Annotated in this window: 20 protein-coding genes; 14 read left to right on the plus strand and 6 right to left on the minus strand. The window is 64.7% G+C overall.

All coding sequences use genetic code 11. From position 1 onward, the window contains the following. Nucleotides 1–437: 437 nt before the first annotated feature. The 10 genes from rsmB to FHS02_RS26735 all read left to right on the plus strand — a co-directional run bounded on the left by rsmB (nucleotide 438) and on the right by FHS02_RS26735 (nucleotide 10817). Entirely contained in the window at nucleotides 438–1829 is a 1392-nt protein-coding gene (gene rsmB, locus FHS02_RS26690; protein WP_137317663.1) for a 16S rRNA (cytosine(967)-C(5))-methyltransferase RsmB, read from the plus strand. A 177-nt stretch (nucleotides 1830–2006) separates the two neighbouring features. Further along, entirely contained in the window at nucleotides 2007–2543 is a 537-nt protein-coding gene (locus FHS02_RS26695; protein WP_137316080.1) for a DUF4390 domain-containing protein, read from the plus strand. Continuing rightward, nucleotides 2544–4838 (plus strand): sensor histidine kinase, encoded by a 2295-nt coding sequence (locus tag FHS02_RS26700; RefSeq protein WP_137316081.1) that lies wholly within the window; start codon nucleotides 2544–2546, stop codon nucleotides 4836–4838. It begins immediately after the preceding gene. A gap of 81 nt (nucleotides 4839–4919) precedes the next feature. Next, nucleotides 4920–5642, plus strand: coding sequence for a response regulator (locus tag FHS02_RS26705; protein ID WP_137316082.1), 723 nt, complete (start codon nucleotides 4920–4922; stop codon nucleotides 5640–5642). 1 nt (nucleotide 5643) lies between these two features. Then, nucleotides 5644–6057: a GTPase gene (locus tag FHS02_RS26710; protein ID WP_137316083.1), complete on the plus strand. Its 414-nt coding sequence runs from the start codon at nucleotides 5644–5646 to the stop codon at nucleotides 6055–6057. A gap of 111 nt (nucleotides 6058–6168) precedes the next feature. After that, nucleotides 6169–6426, plus strand: a complete 258-nt coding sequence (locus FHS02_RS26715) for a BTH_I0359 family protein (protein WP_130186215.1) — start codon at nucleotides 6169–6171, stop codon at nucleotides 6424–6426. A gap of 90 nt (nucleotides 6427–6516) precedes the next feature. Further along, on the plus strand, nucleotides 6517–7323 hold the full coding sequence (locus tag FHS02_RS26720; RefSeq protein ID WP_137316084.1) for a class II glutamine amidotransferase: 807 nt from the start codon (nucleotides 6517–6519) through the stop codon (nucleotides 7321–7323). 26 nt (nucleotides 7324–7349) lie between these two features. Then, nucleotides 7350–8642 carry an EAL and HDOD domain-containing protein gene (locus tag FHS02_RS26725; protein WP_137316085.1) on the plus strand — a complete coding sequence of 431 codons (1293 nt, stop codon included), beginning with the start codon at nucleotides 7350–7352 and terminating at the stop codon, nucleotides 8640–8642. A 65-nt stretch (nucleotides 8643–8707) separates the two neighbouring features. Next, entirely contained in the window at nucleotides 8708–9649 is a 942-nt protein-coding gene (locus FHS02_RS26730) for an ABC transporter ATP-binding protein (RefSeq protein ID WP_137316086.1), read from the plus strand. 10 nt (nucleotides 9650–9659) lie between these two features. Beyond that, the gene (locus tag FHS02_RS26735; RefSeq protein ID WP_137316087.1) at nucleotides 9660–10817 is read left to right on the plus strand and encodes an ABC transporter permease; all 1158 of its coding nucleotides are present in this window, start codon (nucleotides 9660–9662) and stop codon (nucleotides 10815–10817) included. Between the two features lie 136 nt (nucleotides 10818–10953). Here FHS02_RS26735 and metH read toward each other — a convergent pair whose 3' ends face one another. From metH to def, 4 genes are all read right to left on the minus strand, one after another. Beyond that, complete coding sequence (metH, locus tag FHS02_RS26740) at nucleotides 10954–14724, minus strand: methionine synthase (protein WP_137316088.1); 3771 nt, start codon at nucleotides 14722–14724, stop codon at nucleotides 10954–10956. 266 nt (nucleotides 14725–14990) lie between these two features. Continuing rightward, entirely contained in the window at nucleotides 14991–15578 is a 588-nt protein-coding gene (locus FHS02_RS26745) for a PEP-CTERM sorting domain-containing protein (protein ID WP_137316089.1), read from the minus strand. A gap of 329 nt (nucleotides 15579–15907) precedes the next feature. Next, nucleotides 15908–16864, minus strand: coding sequence for a methionyl-tRNA formyltransferase (gene fmt, locus FHS02_RS26750; RefSeq protein WP_137316090.1), 957 nt, complete (start codon nucleotides 16862–16864; stop codon nucleotides 15908–15910). A gap of 11 nt (nucleotides 16865–16875) precedes the next feature. Further along, entirely contained in the window at nucleotides 16876–17415 is a 540-nt protein-coding gene (gene def, locus FHS02_RS26755; protein WP_137316091.1) for a peptide deformylase, read from the minus strand. Between the two features lie 492 nt (nucleotides 17416–17907). Here def and FHS02_RS26760 point away from each other — a divergent pair, with 492 nt between their 5' ends. The 4 genes from FHS02_RS26760 (at nucleotide 17908) to FHS02_RS26775 (ending at nucleotide 23890) form a co-directional block, all read left to right on the plus strand. Continuing rightward, nucleotides 17908–19002, plus strand: coding sequence for a LysM peptidoglycan-binding domain-containing protein (locus tag FHS02_RS26760; protein ID WP_137316092.1), 1095 nt, complete (start codon nucleotides 17908–17910; stop codon nucleotides 19000–19002). 244 nt (nucleotides 19003–19246) lie between these two features. Continuing rightward, nucleotides 19247–20236 (plus strand): DNA-processing protein DprA, encoded by a 990-nt coding sequence (gene dprA, locus FHS02_RS26765; RefSeq protein WP_371870590.1) that lies wholly within the window; start codon nucleotides 19247–19249, stop codon nucleotides 20234–20236. Between the two features lie 54 nt (nucleotides 20237–20290). Continuing rightward, nucleotides 20291–20767: a Smg family protein gene (locus FHS02_RS26770; RefSeq protein ID WP_137316093.1), complete on the plus strand. Its 477-nt coding sequence runs from the start codon at nucleotides 20291–20293 to the stop codon at nucleotides 20765–20767. A gap of 453 nt (nucleotides 20768–21220) precedes the next feature. After that, nucleotides 21221–23890, plus strand: a complete 2670-nt coding sequence (locus tag FHS02_RS26775; protein WP_137316094.1) for a DNA topoisomerase III — start codon at nucleotides 21221–21223, stop codon at nucleotides 23888–23890. A 103-nt stretch (nucleotides 23891–23993) separates the two neighbouring features. Here FHS02_RS26775 and FHS02_RS26780 read toward each other — a convergent pair whose 3' ends face one another. After that, on the minus strand, nucleotides 23994–24443 hold the full coding sequence (locus FHS02_RS26780) for a DUF3597 domain-containing protein (protein ID WP_137316095.1): 450 nt from the start codon (nucleotides 24441–24443) through the stop codon (nucleotides 23994–23996). 98 nt (nucleotides 24444–24541) lie between these two features. Next, the gene (locus FHS02_RS26785) at nucleotides 24542–25048 is read right to left on the minus strand and encodes a hypothetical protein (protein ID WP_137316096.1); all 507 of its coding nucleotides are present in this window, start codon (nucleotides 25046–25048) and stop codon (nucleotides 24542–24544) included. Nucleotides 25049–25119 lie beyond the last annotated feature (71 nt).

Below are 25119 nucleotides of genomic sequence, written 5' to 3' on the forward strand. Positions count from 1 at the left end.
CGGTTTGCGTTCCCCTTTGATAATTGACAAGTGCCGTCCGGAAGTCGCTGCACTGCTACAATCCTGCCCTTGACAGAGCACCACGAAAGTACACGATGAACAAGCGCCCGACGCTGTCGCTGAAGAATAAGCCAGCCCCGGCCACGAAAAAGCCGGCCGCCCGCAAGCCGGCGGCCGCCAAAACCGCCGGCGCCGCTCAACCGGGAGGCAAGCCTGCCGGGAAACCGGTGGCGCGGCCCGCTGTCAAGCCGGCCGCGCCGGACGCCGCGCAGCGGGTCGCGCCCGCCGCCGCGCCGGCCGGGCGCCCGCAGCCGGCTTCGCGGCCCGTGGCCGCATCGGGGCCCTGGGACGCCACGCGGCCCAAGGGCGCGGCGCGCAAGGCCGAATCCCGTCAGGGAGAGCAAGCAAGGGACGAGCAACCCAGGGACAAACAACCCATGGACGAGCAACGCCGGGCCCGGTCCGAAGCGCCGTCCGGCCCGCGCGCCAGCCACCACCGCGACCTGAAGCCGCGGCTGCAAACGGAATTCCAGGCCGAGCTGAAAGCCGATTCGCTGGCCTTCGCGCTGCTGGGTGCGGCGACCGCCGTGGTGCAGGTCCGCGCCGGCATGGCGCTGCCTCAGGCGCTGGCCGGCGCGTTCGCCAATCCCGCCGCCACGCCGCAGGCGCGCGGCGCGATCCAGGACGTGGCCTACCGCGCGATGCGCCAGCTGGGCCGCAGCGAAGCACTGGTGGCCGCGATGGCGCCGAAGGCGCCCGATCCGCTGGTCGGCGCGCTGCTGGCCGCCGCGCTGCCGCTGATGGGGGCGGGCGAGGATGGCCCGGCGCCGTACGAAGCCTTCACCGTCGTCGACCAGGCCGTGACCGCGGCCGGCGCCCACCCGGATACCGTGCGGGCGAAAGGCATGGTCAACGCGCTGCTGCGCCGCTTCCTGCGCGAACGCGAAGCGCTGCTGGCCGACGTGCTGCAACAGCCGCAGGCGCGCTGGAACTACCCGCAATGGTGGGTCGATGCGGCCATCACGGCGTATCCCCAGGAGTGGCAGCAGGTGCTCGAGGCCGGCAACGTGGCGCCGCCGCTGACATTGCGCGTGAATACCCGCAAGGGCACGGTCGAGGCTTACCTGGAGCAGCTGGCGCAGGCCGGCATCGGCGCGCGCCGCATCGGCCCGTCCGCGGTAAGGCTGGACAAGCCGGTCGGGGTGCACCTGATTCCCGGCTTCGACAGCGGTCTCGTGTCGGTGCAGGATGCCGCCGCCCAGCTCGCCGCGCAACTGCTCGATGTCCATGACGGCATGCGCGTGCTGGACGCGTGCGCCGCACCCGGCGGCAAGACCGGCCACATCCTCGAACTGGCCGACGCGGACGTTACCGCGCTGGACGTCGACCCGCAGCGGCTGGCCCGCGTGCAGGAGAACCTGGACCGGCTGGAACTGTCGGCCACGCTGCGGGCGGCCGGGGCCCAGGGCCGCGACTGGTGGGACGGGCAGCCGTTCGACCGCATCCTGGCCGACGTGCCCTGCACGGCGTCCGGCATCGTGCGCCGCCACCCGGATATCCGCTGGCTGCGCCGCAAGGGCGATACGCTCCAACTTGCAACACTTTCCGCGCAAATTCTCGACAATCTTTGGCAGATGCTGCAGCCCAATGGTAAATTGCTGTTCGTGACATGTTCGTTGTGGCCGCAGGAATCCGAGGCGCAGGCGGCCGCTTTCGCGGTGCGCAATCGCGCCACGCGACTCGATGCGCCCGGTCAGCTGCTGCCTGCGGGCGGTGCCGAACAGGATCACGATGGACTGTTTTACGCGTTGTTCCAGAAGGATGCATGAAGTTGCGGATACATGATCCGCAGAAGCATGACTTCAGGGGATGCGTAGCAATTCCGGCCAGCCAGCGGGGTGCATTTGCTGTATCACCGCTGCGTCAAGTTCCTGGCTCCTGTTTTCGGCCCTAACCACATACAAGCGCAAGTGATCCCCCGATTCGTTCGATTCCTCTGCTGGCAAATGCTGCTGATGCTGGCCTGCGCCCTGCCGCAGGCTGCCCGTGCGGAAGGAACCGTCGAAATCACCCGCGCTTACATCGAAGCGGCGGAAGAGGGCTACCGCTTGTCCGCCGCGTACTCGTTCGACCTGAATCACGGGCTGGAAGATGCGCTGCAATATGGCGTGGCGCTGAACTTCGCGACGCAGATCACGTTCACGCGGCCGCGCTGGTACTGGTTCGACGAGAAGGCGGTGACCGCCAGGCGCACCCACAAGCTTTGGTATGATGTGCTGACGCGCCAGTACCACGTGCGCATCGAAGGCAGCGTGCGGCAGAATTTCGATTCGCTGGAGGACGCGCTCTTCTTCATCCGCCGGCCGACGCGCTGGGTGGTGGCGCCGCGCGGCGCGCTGAAGGTGGGCGAAATCTACAACGTCACTCTCAGCATGGGCATGGACCGCGATTACCTGCCCAAGCCGATCCAGGTGAATGCCTTCAACAACCGCGACTGGAACCTGGCTTCGCAAAAGAGAACCTTCCAGTACAGGGCGGAGTAAGTGACCAAGGCATTGCGGTATCTGTTCGTCGTTGCAGGCGCCGTGTGCAGCATCCTGCTGTTCCTGCTGGCGTCCGCTTCCGACAGTTCCGGGTTCTTCGAGCGGCATTATTCCTGGCTGCTGGGCCTGAATGCGGCGGTGGCCGTCGCGCTGCTGCTGCTGGTCGGCGTTTCCCTGTTCCGGCTGTATTCACGCTACAAGAGCGGCAAGTTCGGCTCGCGGCTGATGACGCGGCTGGTGATGCTGTTCGCCGCCATCGGCGTGCTGCCGGGGCTCGTGATCTTCCTGGTTTCCGTGCAGTTCGTGTCGCATTCGATCGACTCGTGGTTCAACGTGCGCGTCGAGGAGGCGCTGGAGGCCGGCCTGGACCTGGGCCGCTCGGCGCTGGACGCGTCGCTGACGGAGCTGAAGGTGGAGGCCGACAAGACGGCGCAGGAACTGGCGGCGCTGCCGTTCTACGCGGCGCCGTCGGCGCTGGCGCGCTTCGTCAAGGAACACCCGCGCACGCAGAGCGCGATCATCGTCGACGCTGAAGGCGGCCTGGTCGTGTCCGCCATCGGCGAGCGCCGTACCAACCTGTCCGGCGACCTGCCGAGCGCCGCCATGATGGCCAAGGCGCAGCAGGAGCCGCCGTACGCGGTGCCCGAGGGTGGCAGCGAAGCGCGCGACGAACGCACGACCGCTACGCTGCCCGATCCCAACAACGTGCTGCGACTGCGCGTGCTGATGCCGGTGCCGGACCCGGTGCAGCCATCCGGCGGGCGCCTCGCGCCGCGCTACCTGCAGATCATCCAGGCCGTCGCGCCGCAGCTGGCGAACGACGGCGAAATGCTGCGCACCGCCTACAGCGAATACAAGGAGCGCTACGTGGCCCGCCGCGGCTTGCGCAACATGTACATCTACACGCTGACGCTGACGCTGCTGCTGGCCGTGTTCGGCGCGATCGCCGCCGCCTTCCTCATCGCCAATGACCTGGCACAGCCGCTGCTGCTGCTGGCCGAGGGCACCCGCGCGGTGGCCGAGGGCGACCTGTCGCCGCGCCCGATCGTCGCCAGTTCCGACGAACTGGGCACGCTGACCCAGAGTTTCAACACGATGACGCGCCAGCTCTCCGAGGCGCGCAGCGCGGTGGAGCGCAACCGCATCGCGCTGCAGAACGCCAAGGCCCACCTGGAATCGGTGCTGGCCAACATGTCCGCCGGCGTGATGGTGCTGGACTCGGAATTCCGGCTCGTGACCTGCAACGACTCGGTCGAACGGATCCTGCAGAAGGCCGGCGTGACGCTGATCGGCAAGCCGCTGGCCGACGTGGACGGCATGCACGAATTCGCCGGCGCCGTGATTGCCGCGTTTTCCGCCCAGAGCGCGCAGTCGGCCGCCGGCCGCAACGTGCAGCGCCTGCACTGGCAGCGCCAGATCGAAATCCCGCGCCTGGCCAGCAACCCGGACGACAGCGACCTGATCCTGCTGACGCGCGGCTCGCGCCTGCCGCTGGAAGGCGGCGGCGGCTACATCGTGGTGTTCGACGATATTACCGACGTGATTTCCGCGCAGCGTTCGATCGCCTGGGGCGAGGTGGCGCGCCGGCTGGCGCACGAGATCAAGAATCCGCTGACGCCGATCCAGCTGTCGGCCGAGCGGCTGCAGATGAAGCTCGAAAGCAAGCTGGGGCCGGCCGACGTGGAGTTGCTCAACAAGAGCGCCGGCACCATCGTCAACCAGGTGGCGGCGATGAAGCGGATGGTCGACGACTTCCGCGATTACGCGCGCACGCCGCCGGCCCAGCTCGAACCGCTCGACCTGAACGACCTGGTCGAGGAAATCCTGCACCTGTACGTGGCCGGCGACGGCAACGACATCATCCACCCGCACCTGGCGCCGTACCTGCCGATGGTGATGGGCGACCAAACCCAGCTGCGGCAGGTGATCCACAACCTGCTGCAGAACGCCCAGGATGCGCTGGCCGACCTGCCCGAGGTGCTCGACGGCAGCCGCGCGCCGCGCGTCGACGTCGTCACCGAGGCGATCCACTACCAGAGTGCCGACGGCGGCACGCGCATCGCGGTGCGGCTGTCGATCTCGGACAATGGCCCGGGCTTCGCGCCGAAGATCCTGGCGCGCGCCTTCGAACCGTACGTGACGTCGAAAGCGCGCGGCACGGGCCTGGGCCTGGCCATGGTGAAGAAGATCGTCGACGAGCATGGCGGGCGCATCGACATCCAGAACCATCCGGACGGTTGTGGCGCTTCGGTACTGATTTTGCTGTTAAAGTTGGCACCGGTGCAGTTGGCATAATATTGAAGGACACATAAAATCGTTGTCACGACCAGCACAATGCCGGGCAACCGGTGCAAAAGAACAGAAGGGCAGGGATAGATGGCAAACATTCTCGTAGTTGATGATGAAATGGGTATCCGGGAGCTGCTCTCGGAAATCCTCGGTGACGAGGGGCATGCGGTGACGCTGGCGGAGAACGCCCAGCAGGCGCGCCAGGCCCGCGCGGCCGGGGCCCCCGACCTGGTCCTGCTCGACATCTGGATGCCGGATACGGACGGCGTCACGCTGCTGAAGGAGTGGCAGCGCGACGGCCTGCTGACGATGCCGGTCATCATGATGTCCGGCCATGCGACGATCGATACCGCAGTCGAGGCCACCCGCATCGGCGCGCTCAATTTCCTCGAAAAGCCGATTGCCATGCAAAAGCTGCTGAAGGCGGTGCAGGCCGGCCTGGCGCGCGGCCAGGAAGTGGTGCGCGCGCCCGTGATGGCGCAGCGGCCGGCCGCCTTGCCGCCCGTCGAGGAAGCGGCACCGCCCAGCTTCGGCGTGCCGCCCCTGCCGCCGCAGGGCGCGCACGGCATCGCGGTGGCGCGCGGCAGCGGTGGCGAAGGCCACATGTTCAGCCTGTCGTTCGACCTGCCGCTGCGCGAGGCGCGCGACGCGTTCGAGCGCATGTACTTCGAGCACCACCTGGGGCGCGAAGGCGGCAGCATGACGCGCGTGGCCGAAAAGACGGGCCTGGAACGCACCCACCTGTATCGCAAGCTGAAGCAGCTGGGCGTGGAGCCGGGCAAGCTCGCCAAGAAAAACCAGCAAGCCTGATTTGTCGTCCCCCGTCATTACCACGTTGGTGACCGGCCGGCGTGCCGTCGATCGTGAAACCGCGATCGCGGCGCGCCTTGCCGCTCTTTACGTGGGCGGCAGCGCCGCCACCGGCGCTGCCCCTTCCCAGCCAGTGGCCATTGTCATCGAAGGCCTGGCCGATCCGCATTCCCCGCTCGCCGATGCAGCGGGCGTGCAATTGCACCGCATCGCCCCCGGCTGCCTATGCTGCGCCGGTAACGTGGTTTTGCGTGTTACATTGAATCGTCTCTTGCGGCGCCCGCCGGCGCAGCTTTTTATCAGCCTGGCTGATGCCACCCATGTCGGACAGTTGCGTGCCATGTTGTCAGCGCCGCCCTACGATACGCTGCTGTCCCTGTGCGACGACGTCGCGGCACCTGCCCTCGCTTCCTGACTTCGCCGGCTCGCCTCTTGAAATGGGCTGCCACAGCCCCACCTCGAAAGTGAAATGGAAAGCCCAACAATACGGAACCCGCCGGTTTCGTCCTTGAGAGAAGGAAGCGACATGAACCTCATCTACAACAGCGAGCAGTACAGCGTCGTCGAGTTCGGACCGGATCGCGATCTCGAATCCTTGCGCTTTGGCGGCTATGAAATCGTCGACAAGGGTGGCAAGCGCGAAATCTTCATTGCCGGCGTACTGGCGCAGAACTTCCGGCGCGACGTCAACCAGCTGATCGCCAACGAACCGACGATGGAAGAGATCGACGAATTCCTCGGCAACTATGATTCACTGATGAGTCAACCCGTGCTGCTGCATTGAACGCCTTCCGCGAACCATATCCGGCGCCCGGATCCCCAGTGGCGCACCTGTGGTAAGGTGACGGTCGGCAATACCTTACCACGTCATACCATGTGCCAACTCCTGGGAATGAACTGCAATGTGCCGACCGACATTGTGTTCAGCTTTACCGGCTTCGCCCTGCGCGGCGGCCAGACCGATGTCCACCACGATGGCTGGGGCATCGCGTTTTTCGAAGGCGCCGGCGTGCGCCACTTCGTCGATCACCAGAGGGCCGTCGATTCGCCGGTGGCCACGCTGATCAAGACCTATCCGATCAAATCCCGCAATGTCATTGCCCACATCCGCAAGGCGACGCAGGGCGAAGTAGCGCTCGAGAACTGTCATCCGTTCATGCGCGAGCTGTGGGGCCGTTACTGGGTCTTCGCCCATAACGGCGACCTGAAGGCATTCAATCCCGTACTCGACGGCCCATACCGCCCGGTCGGCACCACCGACAGCGAGCGGGCATTTTGCTGGCTGCTGCAGGAATTGCGCAGCCGCTTCGGCGATACCCGCCCGGCACTGGCCGATCTCGGCGCGGCGCTGGGCGAACTGGTACCCGCCATCGCGGCCCACGGCACGTTCAACATGATGCTTTCCGATGGCTCGGCGCTGTTTTCGCATTGCTCCACCAACCTGTTCTGGCTGGTGCGCCAGCACCCGTTCGACACCGCCATCCTGTCCGACGAAGACGTACGGGTGGATTTTTCGCAGGTGACCACACCGCACGACCGGGTCGCCATCATCGTCACGCAACCGCTGACGACGAACGAGCGCTGGACCGCTTGCGCAGCCGGGGAAATGCTGTGTTTTGTGGATGGATTACCTCAGAAAAACATATTTCCGCCCCCTGTGGCGCCGGGGCTGTCAAAATAACAAAAAAATAGAGAGAACGTTTTCCCATGATCGACCTGTCCGGCGCCAGCCTGTCTCCCAGCCTGCGCGTGCGCGAGTTCTATCTCGGCCGCCAGCCCATTCTCGACCGCAGCGGTGCGCTGTTCGGCTATGAGCTGCTGTTTCGTAACGGCCCGGTCGGGCCGGCGCAAATCGATACCAGCGAACTTTCCGCCACCGCGGCCGTGATCGCCCATGCCTCGCAGCTGGGCGTGGAGAAGGTCATCGGCGACGGGCTGGGCTTCGTCAACGTCGACGAACATGCGCTGAACAGCGACATCTTCGGTTTCCTGCCCCGCGAGAAAATCGTGCTGGAAATCGTCGAGACGCTGGAGCCGACGCCTGCCGTGCTGGCGCGGATGGCCGACCTGGCCAGCCACGGCTTCCAGTTCGCACTGGACGACGTGCGCGGCGACAGCGCGCAATTGCAGGCGATGCTGCCGATGACGCAATTCGTCAAGATGAGCATGCGCGGCTGGCCGGTCGATACGCGCCCCGCTGCGCTGGCCACGCTGGCTGCCCGCCTGAGGGGAGACGGTAAACGGCTGGTCGCGGAAAAAGTGGAAACGCGCGAGGAATTCGCGGCATGCCTGGACCTGGGTTTCGATTATTTCCAGGGCTATTATTTCGCCAGGCCCGCCATCATGAGCGGCAAGAAGCTGTCGCCGTCGCAGCTGGCCGTGATGGAGCTGATGACGCTGGTGGTGTCGGACGCCGACAATATCGAGATCGAACGGGCGGTCAAGCGCGATGCCTCGCTGGCGATCAACCTGCTGCGCCTGGTGAACACGCCGGCGGTGGGGGCGCGGCAGCGCATCGATTCGCTGAGCCAGGCCGTGACGATCCTCGGCCGCCGACAGTTGCAGCGCTGGCTGCAGATCATGCTGTATGCCGAACCGGGCAAGCGCGGTGGCCACCAGACCCCGCTGCTGATGCTGGCGACCACCCGTGGCCGGCTGCTGGAGCTGCTGGCCCACAAGCTGCGCCCGGCGCACCGTCATGTGGCCGACATCGCGTTCACGGTGGGGATCATGTCGCTGATGGATACGCTGTTCTCGATCCCGATGGCCGAATTGCTGACCCAGATCGCGGTCGGCGACGAAGTGGCCGAGGCGCTGCTCTACCGCACCGGCTTCTTCGGCGAGCTGCTGAAGCTGGCCGAATGCATCGAGCGCATCGAGGACATGGAAGATGCCATCATGCCGGTACTGCTCGACCTCGAGATGTCCACCGAGGAACTGGTGGAGCTGGAAATGTCCGCCTTCGAGTGGAGCGACAACGTGGTGCGCTACGCGATCTGACCGCGCGCGGGGCACGAGTACAGGACGGCATCGCGGCGCGGTGCCGTTTTCAATTGAGGAGAACGATGCGGGACGTATTGCTCGATGTGCGCAATCTGGTGAAATCCTACGGCAAGCGGCGCGCCGTGGACGATGTGTCGTTCCACGTGCGGCGCGGCCAGACGGTGGGCCTGTTGGGGCCGAACGGTGCCGGCAAATCGACGACTGTCGGCATCCTCGCGGGCATCCTCGATGCCGACGCCGGCACGGTGCTGCTGGATGGCGAGACGGTCGGCACGCGCCATCACGATACGCGGCGCCATATCGGCCTGGTGCCGCAGGACCTGGCGCTGTATGACGACCTGCCGGCGATCGACAACCTGAAGCTGTTCGGCGCGCTGTATGGCCTGAAGAACGCCGCCCTGGCGGCACGCTGCGCGGCGGTGCTGGAACTCGTCGGCCTGGTCGACCGGGCACGCGACCGGCCCTCCACCTTTTCGGGCGGCATGAAGCGGCGCCTGAACATCGCCGCCGCGCTCTTGCACGAGCCGGCCCTGCTGATCCTCGACGAGCCGACGGTCGGCGTCGACCCGCAAAGCCGCAACGCGATCTTCGACACGCTGGCGACGCTGCAACGCGCCGGCACGGCGCTCGTGTACACCAGCCACTATATGGAAGAAGTCGAGCGGCTGGCCGATCACGTCGTCATCATCGACCACGGCAGGGTGCTGGCCGACGAGAGCCCGGCGGCGCTGTACGCGCGGCTGCCGGCCCGCGCGGCGCTGCATGTCGACCTGGCGGCGCCGCTGTCCGGCGAGCTGGCCGGCGGGCTTGCCCAATTGCCGGGCGTGGCCGGGGTGCAGGGCGGCGGCACGGAATGGGACGTGCGGCTGCAGGACGGCGCGCAGGCCGTTGCCGTGCTCGACTGGCTGCGCGACCGGGGCCAGGTGCCGGTGCATTTCGCCACCGCCCGCGCGCGCCTCGAGGACGTCTTCCTCGATCTCACCGGCCGCTCGCTGCGCGATTGAAGGAGCCACGATGACCGCCCTATTCGCCCTGATCCGCAAGGACCTGCTCCTGTACGTCAACGACCGCCGCGCGCTGGCGATCCACCTGCTGGTGCCGGTCATCGTGGCCGCGTTCTTCGGCTCGCTGTTCGGCGGCACCGGCAACGGCAAAACCGGCAGGATCGACATCGCCGTCGTGCTGCAGGACGACTCGGTCCTGGCCGCGAACCTCGTGGCCAGCCTGCAGGCCGATTCGAACCTGCGCGTGCAGGTACTGCCGCTCGCCGCCGCGCGGGGAAGGGTGGCCGCCGGCAAGGCAACCGTGGCCGTGGTCATCCCGCCGGGATTCGGCAACGCCGCTTCCGGCGCCCTGACCGGCACGGCGCTCGCGCCCACGCTGCCGCTGCTGTTCGATCCTTCGCAGACGGCCGTGCTGGCGATGGTGAAAGGGCTGCTGACGCATCACGCCATGCAGCATGTGAATGCCGACATGATGGGCCGGGCCTCCGGCCTGGGCGCGGCGCTGCCGGCGGGCGCGGGGATGCCGTTCGCCATGCGCGACGAAGCCGTCAGCGCCGGCCCCGTCTACGATGCCTACGCCCATTCGTTTGCCGGCATGGGCGTGCAGTTCATCCTGTTCATGGGGGTGGACTGGGGCATCGGCCTGCTGGCGGCACGGCGTTCCGGCATCTGGAGCCGGCTGCTGGCCGCGCCCGTCACGCAGGGGCAGGTGCTGCTGTCGCGGCTGCTCTCCGGCACGATCATCGCGGCGGCCCTGCTGGTGGCGATCTTCCTGTGCGCCGTCGTGCTGTTCGGCGTCACGATCACCAACCCGGCCGGCTTCGTGCTCGTCACGCTGAGTTTCGCCTTGATGACGGCCACGTTCGGGCTCCTCGTGGCCGCACTGGGCCGCACGCCGGAAGCGACGCGCGGCATCGCCACGTTCGCCACGCTGATGATCGTAATGCTGGGCGGCGCGTGGGTGCCGTCGTTCATCTTCCCGGAATGGCTGCAGCAGGTGTCGCTGGCCGTGCCGGCCCGCTGGGCGATCGACGGTCTCGACGCGGTGACATGGCGCGGCCTCGGCATCGAAGCCGCGCTGCGCTGCGCCGGCGTGCAGCTGGCGTTTGCCGCGCTGTTCGGCGCACTGGCGGCATGGCGTTTCAGCGCCGCAGCGCGGGAGGGCTGAAGAACTGAAGAACCAAAGGGGGACAGGCACCTGTTATTTTGCAACACGCGTGTTGCAAAATAACAGGTGCCTGTCCCCGGTTTTAAAATAACAGGTGCCTGTCCCCGGTTTTCACCCCGGCAGGCTGTTGGCCGTCTTACAGGTTGGGCGCCAGCCAGCTTTCCAGCTGGGCCTTCGGCACGCCGCGGCGCGCGGCCATGTCGTTCAGCTGGTCTTCGTTGATCTTGCCGACCGTGAAGTACTTCGACTGTGGATGGGCGAAATAGAAGCCGGCCACGGCGGCGCCGGGGAACATCGCGAACGATTCCGTCAATTCCATGCCGATCTCCTCGGCGCCGGTCACGCGGAACAGGTCGGCCTTCACCGTGTGTTCCGGGCAGGCCGGGTAACCGGGGGCAGGGCGGATGCCCGCGTATTCTTCGCGGATCATCTGCTCGTTCGTCAGCCGCTCGTCCGCCGCATAGCCCCACAGGTCCTTGCGCACGCGCTCGTGCAGGTATTCCGCGAACGCTTCGGCCAGCCGGTCGGCCAGGGATTTCAGCATGATCGACGAGTAATCGTCGTGGGCATCCTCGAAGCGCTTTTCGTACTTCTCGATGCCCAGGCCGGCCGTGACAGCGAACATGCCGAGATAGTCCTTCACGCCCGAAGCCTTCGGTGCGATGAAGTCGGCCAGGCACTGGTTCGGGCGCTGCACGCCGTCAATCACCGGCTTCACGCCCTGCTGGCGCAGGCCGTAATAGGTGAATGCCACTTCGCTGCGCGTATCGTCGGTGTACACCTCGATGTCGTCGTCGTTCACGCTGTTGGCCGGCAGCAGCGCGACCGTGCCGTTGGCGGTCAGCCAGCGGCCCTCGATGATGCGTTTGAGCAGCGCCTGGCCTTCCTCGAAGACCTTGGTGGCCGCTTCGCCGACCACTTCGTCGGTCAGGATCGCCGGGAACGGGCCGGCCAGGTCCCAGGTCTGGAAGAACGGACCCCAGTCGATGTATTGCGCGATCAGCGCGAGGTCGACGTTGCGGAACAGGCGGCGGCCCACGAACTTCGGCCGGACCGGTGCGAAGTCCAGCCTGGCCTTGTTCGCGCGGGCGGCCGCCAGCGTCACCGTCGGCAGCGCCTTCTTGTTGGCGTGCTGTTCGCGGATGCGCGCGTAGTCGGTATCGAGTTCCTGCACGTAGCGGTCGCGCGCTTCGGGCGTCAGCAGCGACTGCGCCACCGAGACGGAGCGCGACGCGTCCGGTACATACACGACCGGGCCGTCGTAGTTGTGGGCGATCTTCACGGCGGTGTGCGCGCGGCTCGTGGTGGCGCCGCCGATCAGCAGCGGGATCTTCAGCATGCGGAAGTGCTCGTCGCGCTGCATTTCCTTGGCCACGTGCGCCATCTCCTCGAGCGACGGCGTGATCAGGCCCGAAAGGCCGATGATGTCGGCATTCTCCACCTTGGCGCGCGCCAGGATCTCGGAGGCGGGCACCATCACGCCCATGTTCACCACTTCGAAGTTATTGCACTGCAGGACCACGGAGACGATGTTCTTGCCGATGTCGTGCACGTCGCCCTTGACGGTGGCGATGACGATCTTGCCCTTCGGCTTCGCGACGATGCCGGTACGCTGTTCCTCGGCCAGCTTTTCTTCCTCGATGTACGGGATCAGGTGGGCCACGGCCTGCTTCATCACGCGCGCCGACTTCACCACCTGCGGCAGGAACATCTTGCCCTGGCCGAACAGGTCGCCGACGATGTTCATGCCATCCATCAGCGGGCCTTCGATCACGTTGATCGGCCGGCCGCCGCTGTTGAACACCTGCTGGCGCATTTCCTCGGTATCCTCGGTGATCCACTGCGTGATGCCGTGCACCAGCGCGTGCGCCAGGCGCTTTTCCACCGGCGCTTCGCGCCATTCGAGGTTGGCTTCCTGCTGCTTGCCGCCGGCCTTCAGCGTGCCGGCGAATTCGATCATGCGTTCCGTCGCGTCGGGGCGGCGGTTCAGCACCACGTCCTCGACGCGCTCCTTCAATTCGGCCGGCAGGTCGTCGTACACGCCGACCATGCCCGCGTTGACGATGCCCATCGTCATGCCGGCCTTGATCGCGTGGTACAGGAACACGGTGTGGATCGCTTCGCGCGCCGGGTCGTTGCCGCGGAACGAGAACGAGACGTTCGACACCCCGCCACTGATCTTCGCGTGCGGCAGGTTGTCCTTGATCCAGCGCGTGGCGTTGATGAAGTCCACCGCGTAGTTGTTGTGCTCGTCGATACCGGTGGCGACGGCGAAGATGTTCGGGTCGAAGATGATGTCCTCGGCCGGGAAGCCCACTTTTTCCGTCAGCACCTTGTAGGCGCGCTCGCAGATCTCGATCTTGCGCTCGAAGGTATCGGCCTGGCCCGTTTCGTCGAACGCCATCACAATCACCGCGGCGCCGTAGCGGCGGCACAGGCGCGCCTGGCGGATGAACTCCGCCTCGCCTTCCTTCATCGAGATCGAGTTGACGATGGACTTGCCCTGCACGCATTTCAGGCCGGCTTCGATGACCGACCATTTCGACGAGTCGATCATGATCGGCACGCGCGAGATGTCCGGCTCGGAAGCGATCAGGTTCAGGAAGCGCGTCATCGCCGCCTGCGAATCGAGCATGGCCTCGTCCATGTTGATGTCGATGACCTGGGCGCCGTTCTCCACCTGCTGGCGCGCGACGGACAGCGCTTCGTCGTACTGCTCGTTCAGGATCATGCGCGCGAATGCCTTCGAGCCGGTGACGTTGGTGCGTTCGCCCACGTTGACGAACAGCGAGTCGTCGTCGATCGTGAACGGCTCCAGGCCGGACAGGCGCTGCGCCACGGGAATGCGCGGCAGGGCGCGCGGCGTCATGTCCTTGAGCAGGTCGACGATGGCGGCGATATGGTCCGGCGTGGTGCCGCAGCAGCCGCCGGCCATGTTGATGAAACCGGCATCGGCGAACTCGCGCAGCAGCGCCGACGTATCGGCCGGCAATTCGTCGAAGCCGGTGTCGCTCATCGGATTGGGCAGGCCGGCATTGGGGTAGATGCACACGAACGTATCGGCGATCTGCGACAGCTCTTCGGCGTACGGGCGCATCAGCGCCGCGCCCAGTGCGCAGTTCAGGCCGATGGTCAGCGGCTTTGCGTGGCGCACCGAATTCCAGAAGGCCGGCACGGTCTGGCCGGACAGGATGCGGCCGGACGCATCGGTGACGGTGCCGGAGATCATCAGCGGCAGCCGCTCCTGTTCCGGATGGTCGTCGAAATACTGGTCGATCGCGAACAGGGCCGCCTTGCAGTTCAGCGTATCGAAGATGGTTTCCACCAGCACCACGTCGATACCGCCCTCGACCAGCGCGCCGAGCTGCTCGTAATACGACGTCACCAGCTGGTCGAACGTGACATTGCGGGCAGCAGGATCGTTCACGTCCGGCGAGATCGACGCGGTCTTCGGCGTCGGGCCCAGTGCGCCGGCCACGAAACGCGGCTTGTCCGGCGTGCTGTACTTGTCGACTGCCGCGCGGGCCAGCTTCGCGGCCTGCAGGTTCATCTCGTAGACGAGATGCGCCATGTGGTAATCGTCCTGGGCAATGCCGGTAGCGCCGAACGTGTTGGTTTCAATCAGGTCCGCGCCGGCTGCCAGGTAGCGTTCGTGGATTTCCTGGATGACGTGCGGCTGCGTCAGGTTCAGCAGCTCGTTGTTCCCTTTCACAAACAGCTCGCGCGCGCCGCTGCCGGCCGGTGCCGCGAAGTCCGCGAAGCGTTGGCCGCGGTAGGCCGCTTCATCGAGCTTGTATTGCTGGATGATCGTGCCCATTGCCCCGTCGAGGAACATGATGCGGCGCGACAGGATGTCGCGCAATTGCGCTTCGGTCTGGGAGGCGGGGCGGCTGGCGGGCTGGTTCATGGGTATCGGTCTGGAACGGACAGGGGGTACAGATTATACGGTAAAGCGGCATTCCCACCCGGCCGCGGCCCGGCCGCGCTCCCGCCATGAATTCGGCTGTACCCGCTTGATTGACTGGGGAGCGCCAGATGCGCGGGCGCAGCCGGTATCGGCTGGCAAGGCGTGCGGGAAGGAATGAATACGGCGTCCGGGCAGGTTGCCGCGAACTTGCGCCGGGCAGGCCGGCGCGGCAGGTGGCGGGTGGCGGCCGCAGGCCGCCGGGAACGTCAGCGGCGGACTGCTGCAGTCTTGCGGCGCCGTGCCGCGCCCGTCACCAGCAGCAGGCCGGTGGCCAGCATCGCCCACGTGCCCGGTTCCGGCACCGTCAGCACCGGCGCATCGAGCACGATGCCCTTGCCGATGGCGAACTCGGTCTGGTCGGTCCACAGGTAGGCATTGTAGGACGACGAAAACGGCGTGAAGCTGTAGTCGAATTCCTGGTCGCCAGAAATATAGTAGTGACCGCTGCGGAAAGATCCTTCCGGATCGGAGCCACGCTCCCCGGCGGAAAAGTCGAGCGCGCCACCAAGCTGGTATTGAAAGGCTTCAGTGCCGCACTGGTAGAAATCATTACTGTTTCCAGCGCAGCCGAGATAGTCCATGCCATTCACGAAAAATGACGTTATCTCGTCCTTTTTCACATAGCCGTCGCCATTGATATCGTGACCGGAGAATGACCCCTGCAGCGCGCGGCTCGTGTCGAACACGCCCGTGTTCGCGTCCTGGAACCCGGTGTACGAAAAGGTCCACGTCGTTACTGCATGGGCGCCGCAGCTGGCGGTGATCAAAGTGGCAAAGGCAATTGTCTTAAACATGATTCTTCTCAACAAAGGTGAAGAGGAGTAAACATAGTAACTTGCCGGGCTTTGCGGGGAAACAATTTATCGTCGGCTTTTGTGCCGAAACAACGCAATAATTTATCCAGCTGCCATCTGAATTATTAATTTCAATCTATTGGTATAAAAAGATAGTAGACAATCTTTTATAAATTATGGCAAACAGGAAATTATTATTATTAATTCGAAATCTTCATTGAGGATTATCAAGCGCCGGGAAAACTGCTGGGAATATGTTGAAACGCGGCGGCCTCGCGCTGTTCTTTTTCCGGGCGGTGCGGCAGGCATGCCGTCCCGCCCGGGACGGTTCATTCGAAGCGCAGGCCGTCGAGCGAGAAGCCCTTGATGAACTCCGCGGCCGGCAGGCGTTTGCCGCCCGGCTTCTGCAAATGCGTCAGGCGCAGTGCGCCACTGCCGCAGGCCACCACGATGCCATGTTCGGCGTCGGCTGCCAGCACCTGGCCGGCCGGGGCCGTGCTGTCCGCATCCAGCAACTCCGCGCCCCACAGCTTGATGACAATACCGTTCACGATCGCGTGGGCACCGGGAAACGGATTGAAGGCGCGGATCTTGCGGCCGATGTCGCGCGCGGGCAGGCTGAAGTCCAGCGCGGCTTCTTCCTTGGCGATCTTGGCGGCATAGGTGACGCCCGCTTCCGGCTGCGGCACCGCTTCGATCACGCCGTGCTCCATCTTGCGCAGCACCTTGACCACCATGTCGGCACCCAGGGCCGCCAGGCGATCGTGCAGCGTGGCCGTCGTGTCCTGCGGACCGATCGGCGTGCGTTCGATCAGCAGCATCGGGCCGGTATCGAGCCCTTCTTCCATCTGCATGATGGTCACGCCGGTTTCATGGTCGCCCGCTTCGATCGCGCGATGGATCGGCGCGGCGCCACGCCAGCGGGGCAGCAGCGACCCGTGGATATTGATGCAGGGCCTGATGTCGAGCGTGCTGCGCGGCAGGATCAGCCCGTAGGCCGCCACCACCATCGCGTCGTAATCGGTGCCGAGCAGGAGTTCGTGCGCCTGTTTTGCTTCCAGCGCGCGCTGCGGATCCTTGGCATCCATCCGCAGCGACAGCGGTTGCGCCACCGGAATGCCATGGGCCACCGCGTACTGCTTGACGGCAGACGGTTGCAGCTGGAGGCCGCGGCCGGCGGGGCGGTCAGGCTGCGTCAGCACCAGCGGGATCTCGAACCCCGCGGCGTGGATGGCCCGCAGCGCCACGGCTGCAAACTCGGGAGTACCGGCAAAAACGACCTTCATCGGGCGCCCGGTCAGCGGCGGTCGGCGGTGCGCAGCTGGCGTCCGCGTTCCATGCCGCGTTCTTCCTTCTGCAGCTTGGTCTTGATGCGGTTGCGCTTCAGCGGCGACAGGTACTCGACAAACACCTTGCCCATCAGGTGATCCATTTCATGCTGGATGCACACGGCCAGCAAGCCATCCGCATCCATCTCGAAGAACTCGCCTTTTTCGTTCTGGGCCCGCACCTTCACCCTGGCAGGGCGCTCGACATCGTCGTAGATGCCGGGTACCGACAGGCAGCCTTCGTCGTAGACCTGCTTCTCGTCGCTGGCCCACAATATTTCCGGATTGATGAAGACCGTCAACTGGTCCTTGGTTTCGCTGATGTCGATGACGACCACGCGCTCGTGTACATCGACCTGCGTGGCGGCCAGGCCGATGCCGGGCGCGTCGTACATCGTCTCGGCCATGTCGGCAACGAGGCGCGCGATGCGCTCGTCGAACACGGTGACGGGCTTGGCGACCTTGGACAGGCGCGGGTCGGGATAGCGGAGGATGTTCAGTTTCGACATGGGTAATCTGGTATGAAGGCTGGAGCGGGATGCAAAAAAATGGATGCGAAACGCGGGATACTGAATGACAACGCAGTGAATGACAACGCAGGCTTCAGTATAAATTCAGTGGGAAAAACGATCAAAAAAGCCTGACGATCAAAAAGCCTGACGATCAAAAAAGCCTGCGGTACCGGCGTCGTCGATTCTTCATGACTCGGCTTGGTAACAAGGCAACGCCAACAAGCGAACCAAGCAGCGCGAACGAGCAACGCTAACAAGCAACGCCAACAAAGCAACGCCTGAACCATGCCACCACGCATTGCAGCGTCGTTCGGCTTGTCAGGTCAGGGTAAGTTGGGCAGAATGATTCTGTTCGGCAACTTCTTCGGGCGCTTTGCTTTCTCCCATGGTGACTTCGTCAAGCAGGATGGAAGAACGATATGAGAAAACAAAGGCTTCGAAGAAACAATGACCGGGCATTTTCTGGTGCCGAATCAACGGACATATTCAATGAAAAATTTTAGCACAGTCGGGGCGTGCCTGTTGGTCGCCGCGGCGTTTTGCGGATCCGCCGCCATGGCCGTCGCGGCACCGCAAACCGGCTGCGAATTCCGGGCGGACGCGCCGGACCAGCATACCGTTATCAAAGGCGACACCCTGTGGGACATCGCCGGGACATTCCTGCGCAAACCGTGGTGCTGGCCGCAGGTATGGGGCATGAACCGCGCCGAGATTGCCGATCCTCACTGGATCTATCCCGGCCAGGTGATCTGGTTCGATCGCGCCGCGGGGCGCCTGCGGCTGGGTAACAAGCTGGGCGGTAATGAGCCGGGATTGACGAAGCTGTCGCCACGGGCACGCACCGAAGGCCTGGGCAAGGATGCCATTCCAGCCATTCCGCCCGGGGTGATCGAACCGTTCCTGGCGCAGCCGCTGATCGTCGAGGAGGACGAGCTGAAGGATGCGCCACGTATCGTGGCCACCGCGGGCAACCGGGTCTTCCTGGGCAAGGATGACAAGGCCTACGTGCGCGGCAACCTGAAGGGTGCCACGTCATTCCAGGTATTCCGTCCCGGCAAGGCACTGACCGATCCCGTCACCAGGGCGGTGATAGGACAGGAAGCGCATTACCTCGGCACGCTGGCATTGCAGAAAGAAGCGGGGCCCGGCGCGGACGTGCACACGTTCATCGTCACCGGAGCCAGGGAGGAGATGGGGGTGGGCGACCAGCTGATGCGTACCGAACCGGTGCCGATGCAAAGCTATGTGCCGCACCCGCCGGCGCAGCCGGTGGAGGCGCGCGTGCTGGCCATCTACGACGGCGTGGCGCATGCGGGCCAGAACCACGTGGTCTCGATCAATCGCGGAAAGCTTGATGGGCTCGACGTCGGCGCCACCCTCCAGTTGTACCATGTCGGGCAGACGGTAACCGACAAGTCGGCCAGCAAAGGCTGGCACAATCTCGGCAATCCGCAGGTCAGGCTGCCGGACGAACAGGTCGGCACCCTGTTTATCTTCCGCGTGTTCAAGCGCATTTCCTATGGCCTGATCATGCAGGCGACCGAACCGGTAGTGGTGGGCGACGTCGCCAGAACGCCGGAGTGACCCCGCCGTGCAAGACACGGAATCCCTCTTTACGCATGACGCCGCACCGGCCCCCGGCAGCAGCGTGCAGTGCACCGATGCTGGTACTGCTCCCGGTGCCGCGCCTGGTGCCACGCTTGGTACCGCGCTTGGTGTCGCGCTTGATGTCGATCAGCTGCTGGCCTGGCTGCGCCTGGCAATGTTGCCGGGCCTGCCGCGCCACGCGGCCGCGCGGTTGATACACGCGCACGGCACGGCGCCCGCCGTGATCGAAGCGGCGCGCGAACAGCGTCTCGCCGACGTCGGTGTCGACTTGCCGATCGTGGCCATCGCCGCGCCGTTCGCGCCGCGCGCACGCGCGGTTGCCGAAGCCACGCTGCACTGGGCCGGCCAGCCAGGCAATCACCTGCTGACGCTGAACGACGCAGCCTATCCGCCGCAACTGAAAGAGATTGCCGATCCGCCAGTACTGCTGCATGTCCAGGGCAATCTCGCGCTGCTGTATGGCAAGGCGATCGGCATCGTCGGCAGCCGCACCGCCACGCAGCAGGGCAAGGCCAACGCCGGCAACTTCGCGCGTGCCTTGTCGGAAGCCGGCTTCACGATCGTATCGGGCCTTGCGCTCGGCATCGACGCCGCCGCGCACCTTGGCGGCATGGCAGGCCCGGGCTCGACCGTGGCGGTGGTCGGCACCGGCATCGACGTGGTCTATCCGGTATCGAATGCCGCCCTCGATGCGCGTGTTCGCGAAGCCGGTTGCATTCTCAGCGAATTCGCGTTGGGCACGCCTGCACGCAAGCAGAATTTCCCGATCCGCAACCGCATCATCAGCGGCTTGTCGCGTGGCGTGCTGGTGGTCGAGGCGGCGGAGCAATCGGGCTCGCTGATCACCGCGCGCCTTGCCAACGAACAGGGCCGCGATGTGTTCGCGATTCCCGGTTCGATCCATTCGGCGCTGGCGAAAGGCTGTCACAAGCTGATACGCGATGGCGCCCGGCTGGTCGAGACCGCACACGATATCCTGGAAGCATTCGGTATCGGCAATGCGTACTGCGCGGAAGCGATGTTCGACGAATTGACGCACGCGGCCGATGTGTTGTTAACGGCATTGTCGTACGATCCAGTGGGCGCCGATGAACTGGCGGCAAGGCTGAAACTGGATCCGGCTGACACACAGGCAAGTTTGCTTGCACTAGAGTTAGCAGGTGTTGTGGAACGGCTGCCTGGTGGTGTTTTTCAGCGACTCAAAAGGTGAAAAGCAAGGGTGCGGGTCTTGTGCCGCGTCGATTTATGCTGATAGAGTAGCGCCATGTTCGACATCCTTGTTTATCTCTACGAGACCTATTATCGCCCCGACGCATGCCCCGAACCGGCCGCGTTGGCGAAGAAGTTGTCCGCTGTCGGTTTCGACGACGTGGAGATTTCCGAGGCGCTGGTCTGGCTCAACGACCTGACCGAGATGGCCGGTGAAATGGCGGGTGTCGAATCGGCATCGACGGCGGCATCGACCGGCACGCGGTTCTATGTCGAGGAAGAACAGGATGTCCTGGGCACGCAAGCCATCGGCTTCATCGCCTTCCTGGAAAGCGCGCGCGTACTGTCGCCGCTGCAACGCGAGATCGTCATCGAACGCGCGCTGGCGCTCGAGGAATCGCCCGTCAACCTGGGCAAGCTGAAGATCATCGTACTGATGCTCCTGTGGAGCCAGGGCAAGGAGCCGGACGCGCTGATGTTCGACGACCTGTTCGGGTCGGACGAAGAACAGGCGCCGCGCCTGCTGCACTGAACCGCCTGCACTGAACCGCCTGCACTGAACCGCCTTCGCTGAACCTTCCACCGGCGCGAGCCGTCTCATTCATTGACCGGATGCGTGATGCACTGCCCGACGCAGTTGCAGGCGCCATGCCGACGCAGTGTTCGAAGCGGTGCCCGGCGTAGTGCCTGAATTGCGTCGTCCACGCAATCCCGTCTTCTCGGGCTCATCACTAATAAAGAAGTATCGGGACGTATCCTCGCCGGCCACTTTGCGGCCGGATTGCATTGGTGTGCATGCTTGCGGTTTTGCCGCCTGCGCGATTATGATTGGCCCCTTGACAATAATGCCCGGGGCGAAAAATCCGGCACGAAGCGCGATGCCCATGTATCATGCGCCTGCCATACCCCCGGAGGCCGGCCGACGCGCCGCGCGCGACGCTGGCCCCCGCAGCAACCGAGCATAAGCAAACCGAGAACAACAATCATGAGCAAAACCCTCATCATCGCCGAGAAGCCTTCTGTCGCGAACGATATCGCGAAGTCGCTTGGCGGCTTCACCAAGCACGATGAGTATTTCGAGTCCGAAGAATACGTGCTGTCGTCCGCCGTGGGCCACCTGCTGGAAATCGCGGTGCCGGAGGAGTACGACGTCAAGCGCGGCAAATGGAGCTTCGCGCACCTGCCGATGATCCCGCCGTACTTCGCGCTGAACCCGATCGCCAAGACGGAAAGCCGCCTCAAGGTTCTGAACAAACTGATCAAGCGGAAAGACGTCACGGCCCTGATCAACGCATGCGACGCGGGCCGCGAAGGTGAACTGATCTTCCGCCTGATCGCGCAGAACGCCAAGGCCAAGCAGCCGGTCAAGCGCCTGTGGCTGCAGTCGATGACGCCGAACGCGATCCGCGACGGCTTCGCGCACCTGCGCAGCGATGACGAAATGCTGCCGCTGGCCGACGCGGCACGCTGCCGCTCCGAAGCCGACTGGCTGATCGGCATCAACGGCACCCGCGCGATGACGGCCTTCAATTCGAAAGAGGGCGGCTTCTACCTGACCACCGTGGGCCGCGTGCAGACGCCGACGCTGTCGATCGTCGTCGAGCGCGACGAGAAGATCAAGAAGTTCGTGCCACGCGATTACTGGGAAGTGCGCGCCGAATTCGTCTGCGCCGCCGGCGTGTATGAAGGCCGCTGGCTCGACACGGGCTTCAAGAAGGACGAGAACGATCCCGAGAAGCGCGCCGAGCGCCTGTGGAGCAAGGCGGCCGCCGATTCGATCGCACTGGCGTGCAAGGGCAAGCCCGGCATCGTCAGCGAGGAATCGAAGCCGACCACGTCGATGGCCCCCGCGCTGTTCGACCTGACCAGCCTGCAGCGCGAGGCCAACGGCCGCTTCGGCTTCTCGGCCAAGAACACGCTGGGCCTGGCACAGGCGCTGTACGAGAAGCACAAGGTGCTGACGTATCCGCGTACCGATTCGCGCCACCTGCCGGAAGACTACCTGCCCACCGTGAAATCCACGCTGGAAGTGGTCAAGCAGAACCCGAACTACCACCAGTTCGCCAAGCAGATCCTGGACAAGGGCTGGGTCAAGCCGAACAAGCGCATCTTCGACAACACGAAGATCTCGGACCACTTCGCGATCATCCCGACCGGCATCGCGCCGAAGGGTTTGTCGGAACCGGAACAAAAGCTGTACGACCTCGTCACGCGCCGCTTCATGGCAGTGTTCTTCCCGGCAGCCGAATTCCAGGTAACCACGCGCTTCACCGAAGTGTCGGGCCACCAGTTCAAGACCGAGGGCAAGGTCATGACGAACCCCGGCTGGCTGGCCGTGTACGGCAAGGACACCACCGACGACAAGGAAGGTGGCGGCAACCTGGTGCCGGTGGCGAAGGGCGAGAAGGTACAAACCGACAAGGTGAATGCGAACGGCCTCGTGACGAAGCCGCCCGCGCGCTACACGGAAGCGACGTTGCTCTCCGCGATGGAAGGCGCCGGCAAGCTGGTCGACTCGGACGAATTGCGCGATGCGATGGCCGGCAAGGGCCTCGGCACGCCGGCCACGCGCGCGGCGATCATCGAGGGCCTGCTGACGGAAAAATACCTGATCCGCGAAGGCCGCGAATTGATGTCCACGGCCAAGGCATCGCAGCTGATGACGCTGCTGCGCGGCCTGGGTGTCAGCGAACTGACCGCGCCGGAACTCACCGGCGAGTGGGAATACAAGCTGTCGCAGATGGAAAAGGGCCGTATCTCGCGCGAAGAGTTCATGCGCGAGATCGCGCAGATGACGCAGATTATCGTCAAGCGCGCCAAGGAATACGACAACGACACGATCCCCGGCGAATATGCGACGCTGCAAACGCCCTGCCCGAACTGCAGCAGCGTGGTCAAGGAAAACTACCGCCGCTTCGCCTGCACGAAGTGCGAATTCTCGATGACGAAAACACCGGGCAGCCGGCAGTTCGAAATCGCCGAAGTGGAAGAGCTGCTGAAGAACCGCACCATCGGTCCGCTGCAGGGCTTCCGCTCGAAGATGGGCCGGCCGTTCGCGGCGATCCTGCGCATCGCACGCGACGAGGACATCAACAACTACAAGCTTGAATTCGACTTCGGCCAGAACGACGAGGAAGGCGAAGATGGCGAAGGGGTGGACTTCTCCGGCCAGACGCCGCTGGGCCCGTGCCCGAAGTGCAATGGCGGCGTGTACGAAATGGGCCTGGCCTATGTGTGCGAACACAGCATGGCAAAGCCGAAGACGTGCGACTTCCGCAGCGGCCGCATCATCCTGCAGCAGGAAATCCTGCCGGAACAGATGGCCAAGCTGCTGAACGACGGCAAGACCGACCTGCTGCCGGGCTTTATCTCGCAGCGCACGCGCCGGCCGTTCAAGGCGTTCCTGGTACGCGGCAAGGATGGCAAGATCAGCTTTGAATTCGAGCCGCGCAAGGAAAAGCCGGGTGCGAAGCCCAAGGCGGCACCGGAAGGCGCGGAAACGCAGGACGGCGAGGCCGCACCGACGAAGAAGCCGGCGGCGAAGAAAGCCGCGGCGACGAAGACTGCCACGGCTAAATCCGCCACGAAGACCACGGCGGCGAAAAAAGCACCGGCCAGGAAGGCGGCGGCGAAGAAAGCCGTGACGACAGAGTAAAACGCACTGCCGAAACGAGAAACGGGGCCACATGTGGCCCCGTTTTGCTTTGCGGCGTGCGGTACTGGCCGTCTCCAGCCAGCATCCACGTCGGCTACCGGCATCAATCCTTCAGATCGGCCGGAACCTTGCCGCCGTTGGCGGCCAGCTTGTTCATCACCTGCCGGTGCAGCCACACGTTCATCGTGGCCGAATCGCCGGTGTCGCCCGTGTAGTTCAACTCCTGTGCAAGTTCCTTGCGCGCCTGCAGGCTGCTATCCAGGTCCAGCAGTTTCAGCAGGTCGACGATCGAGGTACGCCAGTTCAGCTGCTGGCCGGCCTGCTGCGCCTTGCCGTTCAGGATCGCTTCCACGTCCACTTCCGACAATGCTGCCGGCTGTGCCGGTGCGGCCGGAGACTGCGCCGCGGTCGCGGTGGCCGGCGAAGCCGGTGCTGCCTGTGGCTTGGCGGCGGGGGCCGCGGCAGGAGCCGGTGCCGGTGCCGTTTTCTGCTGTGCCACGGCCGGGTGCGACGACGGGAAGATCTTGTGGAAAATATTGCTGAGGATACCCATGTGATGCCTCCATGAAAGTAGGACGAGTGCGAGTGGAACGATTGCAAGAGGCCCTGTTGCAAGAGGCTCGCTTGCACGGTGGCCCGATGGCGGGTGGATCAGTTGCGGTTGGCCTGGGCGATCTTGCCGAGCACGATCGCCAGCGCGGCGCCACCCAGTGCCTGCACCAGTTGCGGGTGCTCGGCATAGAAGTCGCCGATGCGGTCGACGATGCCGGGGTTGTGCTGCTCGGCCGTGGTGGCGATTTCCTCCACCTGCTGCGGCGTGATCTTTTCCGCCTGTTCAGGCGTCACCTGGGGCTGGCCGTTCTGGCCGAACAGGTTGCCCACGCCGCCAGCCAGCGCCGCGAGCATGGCCGGGCTGACGTTGCCGAGCAACTGGTTCAGCATGCCGGCGCGCTGTTGCGGATCGCTGCGGCCGAACAGCTGGCTGACCATCTGCGCGAACGGCGGGGTCTGGTCGGAACGAAGCGCTTCCGTGACACCTTGGGCCATTGCGCCACGCGGCGCCTGCTGTGCCGCTTGTGGAAAGTCCTGTTCCGCGCGGGCAGGGTCGATAGCCCCGCCGATATATTGCTGTAACAGATTACCGAGATCGAATGCCATTGCCGTCTCCTGTGTGAAGGACAGCCGCCAGCATAGCGGCGATGGCGGCGCGGGTCTGTTCGCGGCTTAAC

The sequence above is a fragment of the Pseudoduganella umbonata genome, from assembly GCF_014192225.1.
Taxonomy (GTDB): domain Bacteria; phylum Pseudomonadota; class Gammaproteobacteria; order Burkholderiales; family Burkholderiaceae_D; genus Rugamonas; species Rugamonas umbonata.